Raw genomic sequence first — 19662 nt, forward strand, 5'->3', positions numbered from 1 at the left:
ATTTTTAAATAACCGTTTAAATTTGACAGATTCATAAAGTTAAAAATTTTATCTAATCTTATTATTTCAAAGTTTATAAAAAGCCCCACTCTAAAGCGGGGCTTTTAAAACCATATCAATAAAGTTTAACTAAAGTATTAAGCCACTTGGCCTTCTAAAAAGTCTTGCGCAAAACGCTGTAATACACCGCCCGCTTCATATACAGAAACTTCTTCTTCTGTATCTAAACGGCAAGTCACAGGCACTTCAACAATCTCTTCTTTACCATCTGCTGTGGCGCGTTCAATCACTAAAGTTAAAGTCGAACGCGGCGCGATATTACCAATCACGCTATAAAGCTCTGTACCATCTAGCTTTAAAGTTTTGCGGTTTACACCTGCTTTAAACTCAAGTGGTAACACGCCCATACCTACCAAGTTAGTACGGTGAATACGCTCAAAACCTTCTGCCACAATTGCTTCAACACCTGCAAGGCGTACACCTTTCGCAGCCCAGTCACGGCTTGAACCCTGACCGTAGTCAGCACCCGCAACAATAATTAATGGCTGCTTACGGTTCATGTAGGTTTCAATCGCTTCCCACATACGCATTACTTCGCCTTCTGGCTCTACACGCGCTTTTGAACCTTGCTTAATTGTGCCGTCTGAACGAACTACCATTTCGTTATACAGTTTCGGGTTAGCAAATGTTGCACGTTGTGCAGTCAAATGGTCACCACGGTGCGTTGCGTATGAGTTGAAGTCTTCTTCTGGTAGACCCATTTTATGAAGATATTCACCCGCAGCCGAGTCCATCAAAATCGCATTTGAAGGCGACAAATGATCGGTGGTGATGTTGTCACCCAAAATTGCAAGCGGACGCATGTTCGCTAAAGTACGTGGTGCAGCCAATGCCCCTTCCCAATATGGAGGACGGCGGATGTAAGTACTTTGTGGACGCCAGTCATAAAGCGGACTTTCGGCCTCTACGGTTACACCCAAGTCAAACATTGGAATGTAGACTTTACGGAACTGTTCAGGCTTCACAGCTTCTTTAACTAAAGCATCAATTTCAGCATCAGATGGCCAGATGTCTTTCAGGTAAATCGGGTTACCGTCTTTATCATGACCCAAAGCATCTTTTTCGATGTCAAAACGAATCGTGCCCGCGATTGCATATGCCACAACTAGTGGTGGAGATGCCAAGAACGCTTGTTTTGCGTATGGATGGATACGGCCATCGAAGTTACGGTTACCAGACAGTACTGCTGTCGCGTACAAGTCACGGTCAATAATTTCTTGTTGAATGACTGGATCTAATGCACCAGACATGCCGTTACACGTCGTACAAGCGTAAGCCACAATACCAAAACCAAGTTGTTCTAAGTCTTTTAGAACACCCGCTTCTTCGAGGTAAAGTGCAGCTGCTTTTGAACCCGGTGCAAATGATGATTTCACCCAAGGTTTACGAACCAAGCCTAGCTCATTTGCCTTACGTGCCAACAAACCTGCTGCCACGGTATTACGTGGGTTAGAGGTATTTGTACACGAAGTGATTGCAGCAATAATGATTGCGCCATCAGGCATTAAGCCGTCAGAGCGGTTTTCAACAACACCTGCAATGCCTTTTTCTTTTAGGTCAGCAGTTGATACACGTGCATGTGGGTTTGATGGACCAGCAATGTTACGTGTTACTTCTGATAGATCAAAACGTAGTACACGTGGGTACTCTGCTTTGGTCATGTCAGTTGCCCAAAGGCCAATTTCTTTTGCGTACTGTTCAACCAATGCCACTTGAGCATCTTCACGACCTGTTAGGCGTAAGTAGTCAATCGTGTTTTGGTCGATGTAGAACATCGCAGCCGTAGCGCCATATTCTGGTGTCATGTTCGAAATGGTTGCACGGTCACCCACAGACATGCTGTCAGCGCCTTCACCAAAGAACTCAAGGTATGCACCAACCACACGTTCTTTACGCAAGAATTCAGTTAAAGCAAGTACGATATCTGTTGCAGTAATGCCTGCCTGACGCTGACCTACAAACTCAACACCAATAATGTCTGGCAGACGCATCCAAGATGCACGGCCCAACATCACGTTTTCAGCTTCCAAACCACCAACGCCCACAGAAATTACGCCCAAAGCATCTGTATGTGGAGTGTGTGAATCTGTACCTACGCAAGTGTCTGGGTATGCCACGCCATCACGTGCCTGAATCACCGGAGACATTTTCTCTAGGTTAATTTGGTGCATGATGCCGTTCCCCGCAGGGATTACATCGACATTTTTAAATGCTGTTTTAGTCCACTCAATAAAGTGGAAACGGTCTTCGTTACGACGGTCTTCAACAGCACGGTTTTTTTCAAAAGCGTCTGGGTCTGCACCACCGAATTCCACTGCTAAAGAGTGGTCGACAATGAGCTGAGTTGGTACAACTGGATTAACTTTAGATGGGTCGCCGCCTTTGTCAGCAATTGCATCACGCAAACCTGCAAGGTCAACCAAAGCAGTTTGACCTAGGATATCGTGACACACCACGCGTGCAGGATACCAAGGAAAGTCTAAGTCCTGACGGCGTTCAATTAGCTGCGTTAAATAGGCAGTTAAGTTCTCGGCATCGGCACGGCGTACCAATTGCTCTGCAAGTACTTTTGAGGTGTATGGCAGTTTTTCGTATGCGCCTGGCTGAATATCTTCAACGGCTTGACGCACGTCGAAATATTCAAGCTGGGTTCCTGCCAGCGGTTTACGGTATTTTGTGTTCATTAACCACGCTCCGCCAATGGTTTAAATTTGAGGTTTTCAGGGCCTGTGTAGTTCGCGCTTGGACGAATGATTTTGCCGTCTTGGCGTTGTTCAATCACGTGCGCTGACCAACCTGCTGTACGTGCAATCACGAATAATGGTGTGAACATTGGAGTTGGAACGCCCATTAAGTGATAGCTCACAGCACTGAACCAGTCGAGGTTCGGGAACATGTTTTTCGCATCTTTCATCACTGCTTCTAAGCGTTCAGCGATTAAGTACATCTTGGTGTTCTCTTGTGCTTGTGCCAAGTCATGTGCCACTTTTTTGATGACTTCGTTACGTGGGTCAGAGATTGTATACACTGGGTGACCAAAACCGATCACAACTTCTTTTTTCTCAACACGGCTACGGATGTCTGCTTCTGCTTCGTCTGCGTTGTCGTAACGTTGTTGAATTACGAATGCAACTTCGTTTGCACCACCATGTTTAGGTCCGCGCAGTGCACCAATACCGCCTGTAATTGCCGAGTACATGTCAGAACCTGTACCTGCAACCACACGTGACGTAAATGTAGATGCATTGAATTCGTGCTCAGCATACAAAATGAGTGATGTATGCATTGCTTCAATCCACTCTTCAGATGGTTTTTCACCATGAAGTAAATGCAAGAAATGCGCTGCAATTGAGTCGTCATCCGTTTCAACTTCAATGCGACGACCGTTGTTGCTGAAGTGATACCAATACAACAACATTGAACCTAGGCTTGCCATTAATTTATCAGCAATATCTTTTGCGCCCGCTTCGTTGTGGTCTTCGTGCTCTGGAGTTAAACACCCTAGAACTGAAACACCAGTACGCATTACATCCATTGGGTGTGCAGATGGAGGAAGTTGTTCAAGTGCAGTTTTAAGTGCTGCTGGTAAGCCACGAAGTGCTTTTAATTTTGCTTTATACGCTTTGAGTTCAGCTTTGTTTGGTAATTTGCCATGTACGAGCAAGTGAGCAACTTCTTCAAACTGGCTACCCACTGCAAGGTCAAGAATGTCATAGCCACGATAGTGCAAGTCGTTACCACTACGTCCTACAGTACAAAGTGCTGTGTTGCCTGCAACTTGTCCGCTAAGTGCAACTGATTTTTTTGGTTTGAAGCCTGTTGTTGTTTCATTTGAGCTCATAAGATTGTCCTTTCCTATCTATCTGAATTTATTTATTAAACACGACGGATTCGTACCGTTTTCACTTCTTATTTCTTTTTAGCAAATGCGTTGTCTAAGTAGTCTTCAAACGCATAGTAATTAATGCGTTCATATAACTCTTTACGCGTTTGCATAATATCAACCACGTTCTTTTGCGTGCCTTCTTTACGCAAGGTTTCATACACAGTTTCGGCTGCTTTGTTCATCGCACGGAAAGCAGAAAGTGGATAAAGCGCAAGGCTTACATCGGCAGATGCTAACTCTTCAGTGGTAAACAGTGGTGTAGAACCAAACTCTGTGATGTTTGCCAAAATTGGTGCGCCAGTTGTTTGAGCAAATTGCTTGTACATATCAAGCTCGGTAATTGCTTCAGGGAACAACATGTCTGCACCCGCTTCAATGTAGGCACCTGCACGGTCAATTGCAGCTTGCAAACCATCTACTGCCAATGCATCGGTACGTGCCATAATCACAAAGCTGTCATCACCACGCGCATCGACCGCAGCTTTAATACGGTCAACCATTTCTTCTTGAGTCACAATGGCTTTGTTCGGACGGTGACCACAACGTTTTGCGCCCACTTGGTCTTCAATGTGCATTGCCGCAGCACCAAACTTGATGAGTGCTTTTGTTGTACGTGCAATGTTAAATGCAGAAGCACCAAAACCTGTGTCAGCATCGACCAATAATGGAAGATCACATACATCGGTAATACGGCGTACATCGGTCAACACATCATCAAGGTTACTGATTCCCAAATCAGGTAAGCCTAAAGAACCAGCGGCTACACCACCACCTGATAAGTAAATCGCTTTATAACCTGCACGTTTTGCCAAAAGTGCATGATTGGCGTTGATGGTTCCAACCACTTGTAATGGCTTTTCTTGGGCTACGGCATCGCGAAATAGCTGACCTGCGGATTGTTTAGCCATTGTTATGTTCTCCTTGTGCTTGTAGCAGTGTTTGCTCAATAATTTTGTAAGAGGCATTGATATGTCGATGCATCAGCAACTCGGCAAGTTCTCCATCGCCTTCTGCAATTGCATCTAAAATACGGATATGTTCGTCCCAAGCTTTGCTCGGTCGATCAGGTGTGTTTGAAAACTGAATTCGGTACATGCGGATGAGGTGGTAGAGCTCATCACACAACATTTTTTCTAGGGTTTTATTGCCACTACTTTTGATAATGCAGTAGTGAAAATCGTCCTGCCCTTCTTGCAAGTAATATCCTTTACCTGCTTTAAAGTTTTCATCTTCAGCATGCATACGCAATACATCACGCAATGCCAAGATTTGCTTTTTATCAATATGCTGTGCAGCAAGTTTGCAAGCCAAGCCCTCTAAAGAAGCACGAATTTGGTAAAGCTCTTTAAACTGTTGCAGTGAAAGCGAAACCACGCGTGCGCCCACATGTGCAGTGCGCTCAACTAATTTTTGGCCTTCAAGACGATGAATCGCTTCACGCAAAGGTCCACGGCTAATGCCATAAGTCCGTGCCAGTTCAGGTTCAGATATTTTGCTACCTGCCGGAATTTGACCCAAAACAATAGCCGTCTGTATTTGTTTAAATACATTCTCGGTCAGTGTTCTACCCTGACTTTGTAGAGGCTCTGGTGCGAAGGTCAAATCTTGCATATTGTCGACAATTTTTACTCAATTATGGCTTTTATAGCGGTATGAATGAAAAAAATCAAGGTGATTGTTGACACTTCAGAGAACGCATCAGGTCAATTTTTATAGCTTAACCTCTTATTTCACCTTATATTTAGACTATTACGCCACCTACCTATTAGTATTTATAAAACAAAGATTTAATATCAATTTATCTATAGTTTTATGGTTCTTTCCCAAGTGTTTTTTGGGCGCTAAACTTTTGTTTCAAACTTTAGTCTACAACCCATGTATGACAGTAAGATTGTAGACAATCTGTTGGAATGAAATCATGAGTTATAAATTAGTATCTATTTACCGTAATTTCTTTTAAATCTTTTTTATCGTTTCTTCTGGAAAATATCGATATTAGTGAAATTATCTGGTGCTTCACAGTAGCTTTATTGGTACATTATTGAGCATCGACATAGATGTAATGTATTTTTCGAGACAGAAAAAACTTAACTCTATGCATATTGTTGAATGAAAGGACTTTTTTGATGTTTCAACATATCCCCCCATACGCAGGCGACCCAATTCTCTCTTTAATGGAACAGTTCAATGCTGATACTCGTTCTGAAAAAGTAAACTTGAGTATTGGTCTTTACTATAACGAAGACAGTATTGTTCCTCAGTTAGAGACCATTATTGAGGCGCAAAAGCGTATTGAGCCTAAGAACGGTAAAACCAAACTTTATTTGCCAATGGAAGGCTTCAAACCTTACCGTGAAGCAATTCAAGCACTTTTATTTGGTGCAAACAGCCCAGCAGTTAAAGCGGGCCGTGCTGTAACCATCCAAACGCTTGGTGGTTCAGGTGCATTGAAAGTTGGTGCTGACTTTTTAAAAACTTATTTCCCAAATTCAGATGTTTGGGTAAGCCAACCAACTTGGGATAACCACGTTGCGATTTTCAATGGCGCTGGCATCAAGACTCATTTCTACCCATACTTCGATAACGAAACTCGTGGTGTAGATTTTGACGGTATGTTGTCTACGCTTAAAACTTTGCCTGAGCAAAGCATTGTTTTATTGCACCCATGCTGCCATAACCCAACAGGCGCTGACTTAAACCCAGCGCAATGGGACCAAGTGATTGCGGTATTAAAAGATCGTAACCTTATTCCTTTCCTAGACATCGCTTACCAAGGTTTTGGCGATGGTATGGAAGAAGATGCGTATGCAATCCGTGCTTTAGACCAAGCGGGTCTAAACTTCATTGTGAGCAACTCGTTCTCTAAAATCTTCTCTTTATATGGCGAGCGTGTTGGCGGCTTAACTTTCGTATGTGACGATGCAGAAGCTGCTCAGTGCACATTCGGTCAGTTAAAAGCGACTGTACGCCGTATTTACTCTAGCCCTCCTACAACAGGTGCATGGTTAGTTGATGAAGTGTTAAATGACGCTGAACTTAACCAACAATGGCAAGGTGAAGTGAAAGAGATGCGTGAACGTATTATTAAAATGCGTAGCATCTTAAAAGATGAACTCACCAAAGCATTACCCGACCGTGACTTTAGCTACCTTGTAAACCAAAAAGGTATGTTCAGTTACACAGGTCTAACTGCTGAGCAAGTTGATATTTTGCGTGAAGAATATGCAATCTACTTAGTACGTAGTGGCCGTATTTGTGTAGCAGGTTTAAACATGAACAATGTTTACACTGTTGCTAAAGCAGTTGCCGAAGTGCTTGCAAAATCAACAGAAGCAGCATAAAACAGCTTTAAAAGAAAAGGCGCTTCGGCGCCTTTTTTTATATCTCTAACTTAAGATTTAGCTTTGCCCCAATACTTCAGTTTTGAGGTGTGCCCAATACCCACATTAAAACTATTGGTTGGGTCCAGTTTTTGGTAAAAGTTCGCTAATGCAGGTTTGGCAATGTAGAGATGTCCGACATTATGCTCTGCCGGATATTCAGCACGGCGCGCATCGAGTAATTTCCACATTTGATGTTCCATTTCTAATGGGTCATGGCCTTTTTTAAGAATATAGTCCTGATGGAAAACATGGCAAAAGAAATGCCCATAATAGAGTTTATGGATGATGTTCTTTTCCATCTCGGCTGGCAGTTGCTCTACCCACTCACGGTCATTACGGCGTAAAGCAATATCTAGCGCCACAATATCTTCAACTTCACTACGATGCGTATCACGATAACGAATTGCAGCTCCTGCAATAGCAAAACGGTGTAAGAAAGCCTTTCGCCCTTCCTCTTCGCTACATACGAAATAGCTACCTGACTGATGCACTGCAAAATATTCTTTTAAAAACTGCTCGGTTTGGGCTTTCGAATTATTTTCAACACGTAAAACTAAATGATGCTCAAAACGGTCTCGATATTCCGTCATACGCTTTGGCAAATGGCTTGGTAAAAAGAAAGTAATGGCCTGTAAAATATGATCCGTTAAACCTTTAATTTTAAATCTTTCTAAAAAGCCATCGACTTTATCTTTCATGGCGAAGGCTTTTGGAACATTCGCTGTGCCGAATTTCTCAATGAACAAGAACGTGTCTTTTCCATACTTTTCACCAATCAAGTAAGCATCGCGGTGAATATACTCACCTGCAATCGGTAGACTTGGCAAAGAGGTAAGTAAGTAACGGCGAATCGCTGTTAAATCATCGGCATCATTAGTACCTATATAAAAGACATTGCTCTCTACTTTTTCATAAGTATCAAGGCGTACCGCAAACACACAAACTTTACCTGCCGAACCCGATGCCTCAAACAAACGTGACGGGTCTGCATTAAAGCGTGCAGGTGTATCTTCATCGACTTGCGTCACATCGTGGGCATAACGCTGGTCCGAGGCTTGCTTTTCACTGTCATCTAAAATATCTACGGCTTGGTATTGCTGCTTCTCTAAACGAGTCAAAATTTCTTCGGGTGTCGAGCCTAAATTCACACCCAAATGATTCACCAGTTCTAATTGACCAGCGGCATTCACCTGAGCATAGAGCGCCAGTTCCGTATAAGCAGGGCCACGGCGTACCAATGCACCGCCAGAGTTGTTACAGACACCACCGAGTACTGATGCGCCAATACATGATGAGCCAATCACCGAATGTGGTTCACGATCATAGCCCTTTAAAATTTGCTCTAGATTATCTAAGGTCGCACCCGGTAAACAAATCACCTGCTTACCACCATGAATGACTTGAATTCCCTTTAAACGGCGCGTACTCATGACCAAAACAGGACGGTCATAGTCATCACCATACGGGGTTGAACCACCAGTGAGGCCCGTATTTGCCGCCTGCATAATCACAATACAATCTGCCTCAATTGCAGCCTGCAAAACTTGCCATTGCTCTAGCAATGTTCCCGGCACCACTACAGCAAGCACTTTCCCCTCTCCAAAACGACGACCTTGGCGGTACTGACGTGTGCTTTGATCGTCGGTCAAAACATGTGAACGCCCTACAATATTCTGTAAACGTTCAATCACTACTTGAGGAGAAAATGTTTGCATGATGGTTTCCTTTTGGTCATCCATTTATCAAATTAGACCAATACGACGGGGTCTCACCGTTTGTAATTTATAATTTAATTAGCTCATTCTCTAATTCGAATCAGCCCTATATTTACTATCGCGGTTGGCGGCAGGGATGCCGCCTGTTGAGCAACCGTACAAGGAAGTACGGTTTGCTCAACAAAAGGTTTTTGGTTACTTTTGACCTTTCAAAAGTGACAAATGCCTATACGCAAAACATTAGCAAATCACCAAATTTTAAGGCTGTGCTTACTGCTTCACTTAAAAAGTTATTTCTTAAAAACCTTGCTTCATCGCCTGTACTAAACAATCCGCATTAATATCCTGAATCGACTTAGCACCCGTGAGCGTCATCGCAACACGCATTTCCTTATCAATCAAATCAAGTAAGTTCGACACACCTTGCCCACCTGCTGCTGCCAAGGCATACACAAATGCGCGACCCAGTAAAACCGTATCAGCACCAAGAGCCAACATACGCACCACATCTAAACCATTACGAATGCCTGAGTCGGCCAAAATCGCCAAATCACCTTTCACCGCATCAGCAATCGCAGGCAATGCACGAGCAGATGACATCACGCCATCTAACTGACGACCACCATGGTTCGACACCACAATACCATCAGCACCAAAACGCACGGCATCTTTGGCATCTTCAGGGTCTAAAATACCTTTAATTACCATTGGGCCATCCCAAAATTCACGAATCCACTCAAGGTCTTTCCATGAAATAGATGGGTCGAAGTTTGAACCCAACCAGCCAATATAATCTTCAAGCCCAGTCGGTTTGCCTAAATATTTAGAGATATTACCTAAGTCGTGCGGACGACCCATTAAACCAACATTCCACGACCAATGCGGATGGAACATAGACTGCATATAACGACGCATCGCTGCATTTGGTCCACTCATTCCCGAATGTGCATCACGGTAACGCGCACCCGGTACAGGCATATCTACCGTAAACACCAGTGTTGAGCAGCCTGCCACTTTTGCACGTTCCAAAGCATTACGCATAAAACCACGGTCACGTAATACATAAAGTTGGAACCACATTGGTCGGCTAATTGCAGGTGCAACTTCTTCAATCGGACAGACTGAAACCGTTGAAAGCGTAAATGGAATACCCTTTTTATCGGCTGCCATCGCGGCTTGAACTTCACCACGGCGCGCATACATGCCTGTTAAACCAACAGGAGCCAACGCAACCGGCATCGACAACGTTTCATTAAACAGTTTTGTCTCTAAACTTAACGCTGACATGTCATTGAGCACACGTTGACGCAATGCAATTTCTGACAAATCTTGTACGTTACGCTTTAAGGTATGTTCCGAATACGCTCCACCATCAATGTAATGAAATAAAAACGGCGGTAAGCGACGCTGTGCCGCGGCACGATAATCATTGCCAGAAGAAATAATCATTTTGAATCAACTCTATTTAAACGGTTTGCACGTTTCTGGCGAGCTTCGTCTTCATCCAGAGAACGCACATGATTAATCACAAATTCAATATGACCGCAGACAGCTTGGCGTGCGGCCTCGGGATCTTTACGATCGATCGCATCCATGACCTGAAAATGCTGTTCACTCAGCAAGTCACCATTTACGGGGTCGTTATAAACTTTTTTACGTCCCAACAAGACGTTGTATTGCAGTAAATCAAACAGGCTACGCATCATTTGAATCAGCACCACATTGTGCGATGCTTCTGCAATCGCCAAGTGGAATTCAGCATCCGCCACCGCAGCCTGCGCTGAGTCACCCGCATTTTGATGGTGACTAATTTCATTAAAATAATGATGAATTTTGGCGCGGTCTTCGGGTGTTGAACGTAATGCGGCATACCACGCAGTCCCCCCCTCAAGTAATAACCGCGCCTCTTGCACATCAAAACGGTAGAGTGGATCTTCTTCAATCAAGTTGCTAATCGGGTTCACAATGAGTTGCTGTGGCCACTGTTCAGGTAACTGTTGAATATAAGTACCATCACCCCGACGGCTAATAAGCACACCTTGACTATTGAGCTGTTGAATCGCTTCACGCAAAGAAGGACGAGAAACCCCCAAGCTAGTTGCAAGCTGGCGCTCGGCAGGCAAACGGTCACCTTTTCTCATGTGACGCTCTTCAATTAATGCCTGCAATTTCATGACCACTTGATCGGAGATTCTCATCGCGTTTCCTTCACTGGAGTTATGGAATCATCCACGGAACAAGATAAGCCTGAACCGTAATAATGATGCCAACAAAGACAGTGAATATGATGCTATGTTTTACCGTGAAACGGAATAAGTCAGATTCTTTTCCAACCAAGCCTACTGCTGCACAAGCAATTGCAATTGACTGGGGAGAAATCATCTTACCTGTCACACCACCACTGGTATTCGCTGCTACAAGCAATACTTCCGGAATACCAATCTGCTGAGCAGTAGTTGCTTGTAATGCGGAGAACAAAGCATTCGAAGATGTATCTGAACCCGTAAGGAAAACACCAAGCCAACCTAAGAATGGCGAGAAGAAAGTAAAAGCATGACCCGTATGCGATAGAGCCAAAGCTAAAGTTGCAGATAAACCTGAATAGTTCGCAATAAAAGCAAAAGCTAACACCATACCAATTGAATAAATTGGTGTTTTTAACTCATTTAGTGTTTCACCAAAGGTCGTTACTGCCTCACTCGCTTTCATTTTCAAGAAAATAGCGGTGATGATTGCAGCAATAAAAATTGCAGTACCTGTCGCAGAGAACCAGTCAAACTTATAAATCGCTTCATATGGCTTCATCTCTGCCACAATCGGCGGCATTTTTTCGACCAATTTATGCAAATACGGCACTTCAAGTTTAAAAATTAAATGTTCCAGTGCCCCATCTTTTGCAAATAATGCTTTAAATGGCTTAACACTCCAGATGGTTACCATCACTGTTAAGATCGCAAATGGAGACCACGCCTTAGCAATTTTTCCAATGCTATAACGTTGAATTGTTGTAGGTTGTTGAGTTAGCGTTTGACCAGCTTCAGGTTCAAAACGGAAAATATGTTTTGGTTTCCAGAAACGGAACAACACAGTCAGGCTGACCAATGAAGCAATTGCCGCTGTAATATCAGGTAATTCAGGACCAATAAAGTTAGATGTTAGATATTGTGCAATCGCAAAAGCACCTCCACCCACCAACACCGCAGGCCAAGTTTCCTTAACACCACGCCAGCCATCCATAATTGCCATGATCCAGAACAGCACAATCAGCGTTAAAAACGGCAACTGACGTCCAACCATCTGGCTAATTTCCATGGTATCTACACCAGAAACCTGCCCCGCCACAATAATTGGAATACCCATCGCACCAAATGCAACTGGCGCCGTATTCACAATCAAACATAAACCGGCAGCGTAAAGTGGTTTAAAACCTAAACCAACGAGTAGTGCAGCGGTAATTGCGACAGGAGCACCAAAACCGGCAGCACCTTCAAGGAACGTACCAAAAGCAAAGCCAACCAGTAACATTTGTAGGCGCTGATCTTCAGTAATTGACAAAATGCTTGAGCGAATCACCTCAAACTGGCCTGTTTTTACCGAAATTTTATATAGAAAGACTGCCCCAATAATAATCCATGAAATTGGCCATAGACCGTAGAAGAAACCATAAATAATGGATGCAAAGGCCATTTGACCCGGCATTTGATAGAAAAAGAGAGCGATCAACAATGCAATAATGACTGTGCCCGTACCCGCAATACTGCCTTTTAAACGAAAAACCGCCAAGGCCAAAAAGAAGAAAATAATCGGGATTAATGCAACCGCACTGGACAGCCAAATATTATTTAAAGGGTCATAAAGTTGTTGCCACATATTGAGCATTGTCATCTCCTTGAAATGCTGGGGCGATTTTTTTGTACCTTAAAATTTTAAACATTTAGCACAATTGGTATGACCAATTAAAATTTACATGCAAATGTTATTCCTTAAACCACAGATCACATCATAAACACGAGCATTAGCAAGTTCAAGCATTAAATAATCACCACAATTGGTATGACCAATAGTACCAAGTAAAATCAAGCTATTTCTAATTCATAAATTTATTTATTAGACTAAAGTCGTAAAAATACTTTCTTATAAACTTAAATATAAACTACAGAAATGAAGCGTAGAACTTGAATATAAAAACTATAAACATAACCATTTATTGAGAAATGTATAATAATGCTCAAAACTCAAATCATTTGTATTGAACTGAATAATGACTACTTTAACGTGTTTTAAAGCCTATGATATCCGAGGTAAACTCGGCACCGAATTGAATGAAGAAATTGCCTATAAAATTGGCCGCGCTTACGGACAAATCTATAAACCAAAGACTGTAGTTGTAGGTTGTGATATTCGTCTAAGTAGTGAGTCTTTAAAACAAGCGACCATTCGCGGCCTAAATGATGCTGGTGTGAATGTGCTTGACTTAGGCATGACAGGGACTGAAGAAGTTTACTTCGCCGCTTTTCATTTAGATGTACAAGGTGGTATTGAAGTTACCGCTAGTCATAACCCAATGGACTATAACGGTATGAAATTGGTTCGAGAAAATGCTCGTCCAATTAGTGCAGATACGGGTTTAAAAGAAATTCAAGCTTTAGCAGAAACCAATCACTTTGAAGAAGTTAGCCAAAAAGGCACAACTCAAAGTTATAACATTTTACCTGAGTTCGTTGACCACTTAATCACCTACATTGAACCTGCAAAAATTCGCCCGTTAAAGTTAGTGGTAAACGCGGGTAATGGTGCGGCTGGCCACGTCATTGATGCCATTGAAGCAAAATTTAAAGCGCTCAATATTCCTGTCGAATTTATCAAAATTCACCATGAAGCAGACGGTACCTTCCCAAATGGGATTCCTAACCCAATTTTAATTGAAAACCGGGACAGTACCCGTAATGCTGTACTTGAACATCAAGCAGATATGGGTATTGCTTGGGACGGCGACTTTGACCGCTGCTTCTTGTTTGATGAAAAGGGTCAGTTCATTGAGGGCTACTATATTGTTGGCCTATTGGCTCAAGCTTTCTTGATTAAGCAACCTGGCGAAAAAATTGTTCATGACCCACGTTTAGTGTGGAATACGTTTGATATTGTCGATGAATACAAAGGCATTGCCGTACAGTCAAAGTCTGGTCATGCCTTTATTAAAGATGTAATGCGTGAACACAATGCCGTATATGGCGGCGAAATGAGTGCTCATCACTACTTCCGTGACTTTGCTTACTGCGACAGTGGCATGATTCCGTGGTTACTCACCATTGCCCTACTCTCTGAAACTGGACAATCTCTTTCTACCCTCGTTGAAAATATGATTGCCAAATTCCCTTGTAGCGGTGAAATCAACTTTAAAGTGGCTGATACACAGACCACTATTCAAAAGATTTTCGATTTCTATGCTGATCAAAACCCACAAATTGACCGTACCGATGGTGTAAGCCTCGACTTTGGCGCATGGCGTTTTAATGTACGTGCTTCAAACACCGAGCCTTTACTACGTCTCAACATTGAAAGCCGTGCAGACCGTCAAGCTCAGCCAATGCAGCATTATGTAGATGAGTTGACAGGATTGATTCAAGGCTAATCCATAATAAAAAAGGAGCGATTCGCTCCTTTTTTATTGGTATTTAATTATATCCATTAGGATTCTGCTTCTGCCAATTCCAACTATCCTTGAGCATATCCTCTAAACTATATTGCGGTTGCCAACCCAACTCAGCAACTGCACGGCTATTGTCTGAAAAAGAAGTCGCAACATCGCCAGCTCGACGTGCTACAAACTCAAAGGCTACAGGTATGCCATTAACTTGTTCAAAGGTGTCTTTAACTTGCAAAACAGATGAACCATTACCTGTGCCGATATTCCATGCTCGGCAACCCTTCGACTGTAAACGGTTATTTAGAGCACACAAATGCGCATTCGCCAAGTCAACCACATGAATATAATCACGTACACCAGTGCCATCTACTGTGTCATAGTCATTGCCATAAATGGACAATTTTTCACGGCGACCCACAGCAACTTGAGTCACATACGGCATTAAATTATTTGGAATACCTTGTGGATCTTCACCAATACGTCCACTCTTATGTGCACCGACTGGGTTAAAATAACGAAGCAATGCGATTGACCATTCTGGATTAGACGCTGACAACTTTTGCAATAATTGTTCAACAATCAACTTAGTATAACCATAGTTGTTACTTGGCATACCTGTTGGCATGTCTTCATTTAATGGCGATATATTAGCTTCGTCATACACCGTGGCAGAGGAGCTAAATACAAGTGTATAAACACCAGCCTTTTCCATCGAGTTAACCAGTTGAATGCTACCCGCAATATTATTATCAAAATAAATGAGCGGTTTTTCTTGGCTTTCACCTACGGCTTTTAAACCCGCGAAGTGGATCACAGCGTCAATTGAATGGCTCTGAAAAACACGATCAAGCTCATCTGCATTACGAATATCGCCCTGTACAAAAGTTAAACTTTTTTGAGCGATATCTTGAACTCTATTTAGAGATTCTTCTGAACTATTCGAAAGGTTATCAAAAACGATAACTTCATGACCAGCCTGCAAAAGCTCAACACATGTGTGTGAACCAATATAACCTGCACCACCAGTGACTAGAATTTTAGCCATCTACTTTTCCTAACAATATTTTAATTAATCCACGCGTTGAAGCATCAAGTGTTGAAAGGTCATTTTGAACACCGTTTAAAATCGGAAGTAGCTGATCAGCAATCTGCTTACCTTTCTCAACTCCCCACTGATCAAATGGATTAATATTCCAGATCACAGACTGCACAAAAACTTTATGCTCATATAAAGCAATCAACATTCCTAAACTATAGGGATTTAATTCTTTCAATAATAATGTAGAACTTGGTTGATTACCTTCATATTGCTTATAAATTGGTAAATTCTCTAATTCAGTCGAGTCTAAAGCTTCATTACCAAAGGCTAGTAATCTCGATTGTGCTAAACAGTTTGAAAGTGCAAGATGATGTTGTTCGACCAGAGCTTCTGCATTTTCCACATAGGTAAAATGATCTGCATTATAACGTTGGACCGGGGCAATAAAGTCACAACTTACAGCTTGCGTTCCTTGGTGTAACAATTGATAGAAGGCATGTTGAGCATTTGGTCCAACCTCCCCCCATATAATAGGACAAGTATCAAGCTCAACTTTTAGGCCATTGCGCTGTACTGACTTCCCATTAGATTCCATTTCTAGCTGTTGCAAATAGGCTGCAAAATACTTTAATCGTCCATCATAGGGTAATACGGCATGGGTCTGAATATTTAAAAAGTTATTATTCCAGATTCCTAACAGGGCCATTAAAACCGGAATATTTTGATCAAAACTCGTATTTTGAAAATGCTCATCGACGGCATAAGCCCCTGCTAAAAGTTGCTGGAAGCCTTCCACACCAATCGTCAATGCTATAGGCAATCCTATACAAGACCATAGAGAATAACGTCCACCCACCCAATCCCAAAGCAGTAACTGGTTTTCAGGCGCGATTCCCCATTCTGACATTTTGTCAGCTTTTGTAGATATACCAATAAAGTGACTTTTTAATACACGAGCATGTGTTCCTAAGGCTTTTTCAAGCCACTGACGAACTGTTTGTGCATTTGATAAGGTATCAATCGTACCAAAAGACTTAGATGAAATAATGAATAATGTTGTTTCAGGACGAAGTTGATGGAGTAACTCAGATAACTGACTACCATCCATAGTCGAAACAAAGTGAACATTTAAAGGCTTAGCTGTTTTCACCTTAAAATCAGACAACGCATGAGTAACCATTTGCGGTCCTAAATCAGAACCACCCACCCCAATATTAACAACGTCTTGAATCACTTCACCAGTTGAGCCACGATATTGCCCTGCATGGATTTTTTCCACTAAGGCATACATACGTTGTAACTGGCTATGAACTTGTTCTGTTAAGTCTGGAAACTTTGAATAGTCAGCCGGTAAACGCAATGCCCAGTGCATTGCTTCACGTTGCTCAGTACAGTTAATTTTAGCTTGTGAAAAAAGGCGATTAACCCATTCAGTTAAGTTTTTAGTATTCGCAAGAGCTACTAATTGTTCTAAAATATCTTTGGTTAAGCGATGCTTACTATAATCAAAAAATAATTGATCAAATTTTATAGAATAATTTTGAAAACGATCAGGCTCTAAAGCAAATAGCTCTTTTATATGTAATTTCGAGTTTTTTCCACCTAAAGTTTGCAGATAAGTTAAAGGCGAGATTAATTCCTTTGGAAATTGCTCAATTGATTTACTCATAAGCGACCTACTCCTTCATAAGCAAAACCTTTCGCCTTTACATAAGCAGGATCATAAATATTACGCCCATCTAAAATTAAAGGATGCTTCATTAATTGTTGTAGTTGCTTAAAGTCAGGACTCCAATATTGCTTCCATGCAGTAACTAGACATAGTGCATGCGCATCTCGTACCGCCTCATATTGATCAGTACATAAAATTAAATCTTCACGATGCCCATAAGCTGCTGCTATTTCATCTAAAGCTTGAGGGTCATGTAGGCGTACTATTACACCTTGTGCCCATAATGCAGCTAATAAAATATGAATCGGTGAATTGTGTATATTCGAAGTATTTTCTTTAAAAGAAGCACCCCAAATCGCAACTGTTTTGCCATTTAGGCTACAGTGATAATAATTCCATAACTTACGGAATAAAATTTCTTTCTGCTGCTCATTAATAGCCCAAACTTGCTCCAGAAGGCGGCTTTTTGTTCCAGTTTCAGACACAGTGCTCGAAAGTGTTAAAATATCATGCGAAAAATTCTCACCGCCAAATCCTACGCCTGGTGATAAGTATGCAGCGCCAATACGTGTGTCAGCAGCTATACCATGCTTTACATTCGCAATATCAATGCCTAACTTTTCAGCGACCATAGCCAAGTCATTCATATAACTAATGCGGGTAGCCAACATGCCTGAAATACTGAGTTTAGTGAACTCAGCATCTAAAATCGGCATAAATAAATATTGGTAACTAAATTGGAAAAAAGGACGCAATAATTCCTGCATAGTTTCACTTGCATCTCTAGATTCCACACCGATAATGACATGTTTTACATTCAATACACTATTAATAGCATTACCTTCCTGAATCACATCAGGAAAGTAAACCCACTCATCTTTTGGCAAATGCTGTTTTAATTTTTCTGTACCGTGCAAACCAAAAGTAGAACCATTAATCATTAACCGTGGGTGAACAATTGGTCTTTCACTCAATTTTTCAACCGTTTTTAATGCAAGTTCAATTTGTGTTGGGCTAAAACAGAATAAATAAACTTCAATATCTAAAGGAATCTCAGAAAAAGGGCTCTCTTTTAAGAAACCCGCTTTTCGCTGCTTATTTAAATAATTATTTACGTCTTGATCTTGATAAGAAAGTACAGAAATATTTTCTTCACAGGTGACACTTGTACACCAGTAAATTTGATTACCATATTCAGCTAATAACGCTGCCATCACGCCGGCATGTAACGTTGTTCCAAATACTGCGATTTTCATTGCACACCTGATTTTTTCGTATTTTATAGATTTCTCTTCCCTTTACAGGAAGAGAATATACTGCTCAGCTACTATATTCAGTAGTTTTTACAAATGCTTAAGCAGAACTACAAAACTTTATAATTTAAGTTCTTGAATCAGCTGTTTAAATTCCAATCCTAACTTAGGGTGTGCAACACCATAGTGTAATACAGCTTTCAAATAGCCAAGCTTGCTGCCACAGTCAAAAGTTTGGCCTTGCATCCGATAGGCTTCAACGGTATCAGTTTCTTGAAGCATCGCGATCGCATCAGTTAACTGTATTTCATTACCCGCACCTTTGGGTGTATTTTCCAAAAGCTGCATAATCTTAGCAGGTAAAATATAACGCCCCACCACGGATAAATTAGAAGGTGCAGAACCTATAGCAGGTTTTTCGATAATTCCCTGCATAGCAATACTTTCACCCTCATTCAGGCTCTGCTTCACATCAACAATTCCATATTGATCTACAAGATGGTCTGGTACTGCCTCAACCATGATTTGAGCAGCTTGACTTGATTCATAGCGTGAAATCATACGCGATAGATCATTTTTCCCTGAGTTATCTTGAACCAATACATCTGGTAACAACACAGCAAAATCATCTTGCCCAACAATACTTTTTGCACATAAAACAGCATGCCCCAAACCCAAAGGTTGAGGCTGCCTTACACTTACCACACTCACATGAGATGGAATAATCTGTGTAATTTCTTCAAGTAAATCGAACTTTTTCTTTTGCTCTAGAGTCGTTTCTAGTTCAAAGTTTCGATCAAAATAATTTTCAATTGATGCCTTAGATGAATGAGTGACCAAAATAATTTGCTCAATTCCAGCCTCTACAGCTTCACGCACTACATATTCAATTGCAGGACGATCTACCACTGTGACCATTTCTTTGGGAATTGACTTACTTGCTGGTAAAAAACGTGTACCTAATCCAGCTACCGGTAAAACTGCCTTTTTAATCACACATTCACTCT

General features: G+C 41.7%; 14 protein-coding genes and 1 pseudogene. 3 read left to right on the forward strand and 12 right to left on the reverse strand.

Annotated elements, in window-relative coordinates; genetic code table 11:
• Positions 1–137: 137 nt before the first annotated feature.
• From acnD to ASF86_RS17565, 4 genes are all read right to left on the reverse strand, one after another.
• Positions 138–2744 (reverse strand): Fe/S-dependent 2-methylisocitrate dehydratase AcnD, encoded by a 2607-nt coding sequence (gene acnD / locus ASF86_RS17550; RefSeq protein WP_056484075.1) that lies wholly within the window; start codon positions 2742–2744, stop codon positions 138–140.
• The gene (gene prpC, locus ASF86_RS17555; RefSeq protein WP_056484078.1) at positions 2744–3901 is read right to left on the reverse strand and encodes a 2-methylcitrate synthase; all 1158 of its coding nucleotides are present in this window, start codon (positions 3899–3901) and stop codon (positions 2744–2746) included. The genes acnD and prpC overlap by 1 nt, the downstream gene beginning before the upstream one ends.
• Before the next feature lie 68 nt (positions 3902–3969).
• Complete coding sequence (prpB, locus tag ASF86_RS17560; RefSeq protein WP_003655707.1) at positions 3970–4854, reverse strand: methylisocitrate lyase; 885 nt, start codon at positions 4852–4854, stop codon at positions 3970–3972.
• On the reverse strand, positions 4847–5557 hold the full coding sequence (locus tag ASF86_RS17565) for a GntR family transcriptional regulator (RefSeq protein ID WP_003655709.1): 711 nt from the start codon (positions 5555–5557) through the stop codon (positions 4847–4849). The genes prpB and ASF86_RS17565 overlap by 8 nt, the downstream gene beginning before the upstream one ends.
• A 45-nt stretch (positions 5558–5602) precedes the next feature.
• On the opposite strand from ASF86_RS17565, the pseudogene ASF86_RS19490 reads away from it, so the two are divergent.
• Both ASF86_RS19490 and ASF86_RS17570 read left to right on the forward strand, forming a co-directional pair.
• Positions 5603–5737, forward strand: a pseudogene (locus tag ASF86_RS19490) (hypothetical protein).
• Between the two features lie 335 nt (positions 5738–6072).
• The gene (locus ASF86_RS17570) at positions 6073–7287 is read left to right on the forward strand and encodes an aromatic amino acid transaminase (protein ID WP_003655711.1); all 1215 of its coding nucleotides are present in this window, start codon (positions 6073–6075) and stop codon (positions 7285–7287) included.
• Positions 7288–7337: 50 nt separating this feature from the next.
• On the opposite strand, the gene dld is transcribed toward ASF86_RS17570, so the two are convergent.
• The 4 genes from dld to lldP form a co-directional block, all read right to left on the reverse strand.
• Positions 7338–9044 (reverse strand): D-lactate dehydrogenase, encoded by a 1707-nt coding sequence (gene dld / locus ASF86_RS17575; protein WP_056484081.1) that lies wholly within the window; start codon positions 9042–9044, stop codon positions 7338–7340.
• A 297-nt stretch (positions 9045–9341) separates the two neighbouring features.
• Positions 9342–10493: an FMN-dependent L-lactate dehydrogenase LldD gene (lldD, locus tag ASF86_RS17580; RefSeq protein ID WP_056484084.1), complete on the reverse strand. Its 1152-nt coding sequence runs from the start codon at positions 10491–10493 to the stop codon at positions 9342–9344.
• Positions 10490–11242: a transcriptional regulator LldR gene (gene lldR / locus ASF86_RS17585; RefSeq protein WP_056484086.1), complete on the reverse strand. Its 753-nt coding sequence runs from the start codon at positions 11240–11242 to the stop codon at positions 10490–10492. The genes lldD and lldR overlap by 4 nt, the downstream gene beginning before the upstream one ends.
• Positions 11243–11261: 19 nt before the next feature.
• Positions 11262–12929: an L-lactate permease gene (gene lldP / locus ASF86_RS17590; protein ID WP_171252352.1), complete on the reverse strand. Its 1668-nt coding sequence runs from the start codon at positions 12927–12929 to the stop codon at positions 11262–11264.
• Positions 12930–13305: 376 nt separating this feature from the next.
• On the opposite strand from lldP, the gene ASF86_RS17595 reads away from it, so the two are divergent.
• The gene (locus ASF86_RS17595; RefSeq protein WP_056484090.1) at positions 13306–14676 is read left to right on the forward strand and encodes a phosphomannomutase/phosphoglucomutase; all 1371 of its coding nucleotides are present in this window, start codon (positions 13306–13308) and stop codon (positions 14674–14676) included.
• Positions 14677–14719: 43 nt separating this feature from the next.
• On the opposite strand, the gene galE is transcribed toward ASF86_RS17595, so the two are convergent.
• The 4 genes from galE to galU form a co-directional block, all read right to left on the reverse strand.
• Positions 14720–15736 carry a UDP-glucose 4-epimerase GalE gene (gene galE, locus ASF86_RS17600; RefSeq protein ID WP_056484093.1) on the reverse strand — a complete coding sequence of 339 codons (1017 nt, stop codon included), beginning with the start codon at positions 15734–15736 and terminating at the stop codon, positions 14720–14722.
• A complete protein-coding gene (pgi, locus tag ASF86_RS17605; RefSeq protein ID WP_056484096.1) occupies positions 15729–17399 on the reverse strand; it encodes a glucose-6-phosphate isomerase in 1671 nt (556 codons plus the stop codon). Before pgi ends, galE begins: the two co-directional genes overlap by 8 nt.
• A complete protein-coding gene (locus ASF86_RS17610) occupies positions 17396–18658 on the reverse strand; it encodes a nucleotide sugar dehydrogenase (RefSeq protein ID WP_056484099.1) in 1263 nt (420 codons plus the stop codon). The genes pgi and ASF86_RS17610 overlap by 4 nt, the downstream gene beginning before the upstream one ends.
• Positions 18659–18775: 117 nt before the next feature.
• Positions 18776–19651, reverse strand: coding sequence for a UTP--glucose-1-phosphate uridylyltransferase GalU (galU, locus tag ASF86_RS17615; protein ID WP_056484102.1), 876 nt, complete (start codon positions 19649–19651; stop codon positions 18776–18778).
• Positions 19652–19662 lie beyond the last annotated feature (11 nt).

The organism is Acinetobacter sp. Leaf130, from assembly GCF_001423205.1.
Lineage (GTDB): Bacteria > Pseudomonadota > Gammaproteobacteria > Pseudomonadales > Moraxellaceae > Acinetobacter > Acinetobacter calcoaceticus.

Bases quoted from the DNA above. Each gene is read 5' to 3' on its own strand.
- ASF86_RS17570 (WP_003655711.1), top strand. From the start codon at position 6,073: ATGTTTCAACATATCCCCCCATACGCAGGCGACCCAATTCTCTCTTTA.
- acnD (WP_056484075.1), bottom strand. From the start codon at position 2,744: ATGAACACAAAATACCGTAAACCGCTGGCAGGAACCCAGCTTGAATAT.
- ASF86_RS17595 (WP_056484090.1), top strand. From the start codon at position 13,306: ATGACTACTTTAACGTGTTTTAAAGCCTATGATATCCGAGGTAAACTC.
- prpB (WP_003655707.1), bottom strand. From the start codon at position 4,854: ATGGCTAAACAATCCGCAGGTCAGCTATTTCGCGATGCCGTAGCCCAA.
- lldD (WP_056484084.1), bottom strand. From the start codon at position 10,493: ATGATTATTTCTTCTGGCAATGATTATCGTGCCGCGGCACAGCGTCGC.
- dld (WP_056484081.1), bottom strand. From the start codon at position 9,044: ATGCAAACATTTTCTCCTCAAGTAGTGATTGAACGTTTACAGAATATT.
- galE (WP_056484093.1), bottom strand. From the start codon at position 15,736: ATGGCTAAAATTCTAGTCACTGGTGGTGCAGGTTATATTGGTTCACAC.
- ASF86_RS17565 (WP_003655709.1), bottom strand. From the start codon at position 5,557: ATGCAAGATTTGACCTTCGCACCAGAGCCTCTACAAAGTCAGGGTAGA.
- prpC (WP_056484078.1), bottom strand. From the start codon at position 3,901: ATGAGCTCAAATGAAACAACAACAGGCTTCAAACCAAAAAAATCAGTT.
- lldR (WP_056484086.1), bottom strand. From the start codon at position 11,242: ATGAGAATCTCCGATCAAGTGGTCATGAAATTGCAGGCATTAATTGAA.
- lldP (WP_171252352.1), bottom strand. From the start codon at position 12,929: ATGACAATGCTCAATATGTGGCAACAACTTTATGACCCTTTAAATAAT.
- ASF86_RS17610 (WP_056484099.1), bottom strand. From the start codon at position 18,658: ATGAAAATCGCAGTATTTGGAACAACGTTACATGCCGGCGTGATGGCA.
- pgi (WP_056484096.1), bottom strand. From the start codon at position 17,399: ATGAGTAAATCAATTGAGCAATTTCCAAAGGAATTAATCTCGCCTTTA.